This is a genomic window from Roseivivax halodurans JCM 10272 (assembly GCF_000521785.1).
Classification (GTDB): Bacteria; Pseudomonadota; Alphaproteobacteria; order Rhodobacterales; family Rhodobacteraceae; genus Roseivivax; species Roseivivax halodurans.
In genome coordinates, this window is the sequence record NZ_JALZ01000116.1 from 1 (window position 1) to 1,188 (window position 1,188).

Sequence of the window (1,188 nt, forward strand, 5' to 3'; positions counted from 1 at the left end):
ATATAAGAGTCCAGTCAAGCTCCGACTGCTTGTAGGCGCTCGGTTTCAGGTACTGTTTCACTCCCCTCGTCGGGGTGCTTTTCACCTTTCCCTCACGGTACTGGTTCGCTATCGGTCAGTAAGGAGTACTTAGCCTTCGGAGGTGGTCCTCCGATCTTCGGACAGGATTTCACGTGTCCCGCCCTACTTGATACGTCCCGCAACGCTTCCCATACGGGGCTGTCACCCGCTCTGGCACAGCTTTCCAGCTGTTTCTGGTCACGTCTTGGGCTCGGCTGGTCCGCGTTCGCTCGCCACTACTAGCGGAGTCTCTATTGATGTCCTTTCCTCCGGGTACTTAGATGTTTCAGTTCCCCGGGTTTGCTCTCAAAATCCTATGTATTCAGATGATGAGTACCTGTCTCAGCAAGATATAAGCTGCCTTGCGGCAATTATATCGAACTGTCAGGTGGGTTGCCCCATTCGGAGATCCGGGGATCAGAGCCTATTCTCGGCTTCCCCCGGCTTATCGCAGAGTATCACGTCCTTCATCGCCTCTTACTGCCAAGGCATCCACCAAACGCCCTTCTCGCGCTTGATCCGATCCAGAAAGAGACAGATTCTTTGCGCTACCGCCTGTTCGGCTACTTGAGCGCATGAACCCGCCACGGAACGACGCTGGTTCGTCGCCATTCCTCTGTTTCCGGATCGAAAGCATACTATCCCGCTCGGCCTCGGGTAGAGGCCGAACATGGTGCATTCAGCGAATGCACCGGGTTAGTGTACTTGACTTGGACAACGATTGCCCGTTTCGGGCCGGGATACGGGTATGGGCGCCTTACTCAGCAAGCACCCTGCCCGCCGTCCGCAATAGCGGAACCGACCGAGATGAACTGCACACTCGCAGCCATCAGGCAATGTTGATTTGTATCTCTCTTCACGATGTCATTTGTCGTCCGATTGGACGGGCAAACACTGAGGCAGTGCTTGCCGATCTAATCGGACAACTCTCTGAACTGAGTACCAATGGTGGATCAAAGGCAGGTTGCGCCAGCGTCCTGCCGCGCAGCGTAGCTGCTTGGCATCAAAACCTAAAAACGATCCCCCGGATTGTTTTTGCCGCTGCGCGGCCGGTTTTGATGGTGGAGCCTAGGAGGATCGAACTCCTGACCTCCTGAATGCAAATCAGGCGCTCTCCCAGCTGAGCTA

Annotated in this window: 1 rRNA gene; it reads right to left on the reverse strand. The window is 55.2% G+C overall.

Features of this window, described 5'->3' with window-relative positions:
* A 23S ribosomal RNA gene (locus OCH239_RS23420) occupies nt 1–580 on the reverse strand; the annotation flags it as partial.
* Nucleotides 581–1,188 lie beyond the last annotated feature (608 nt).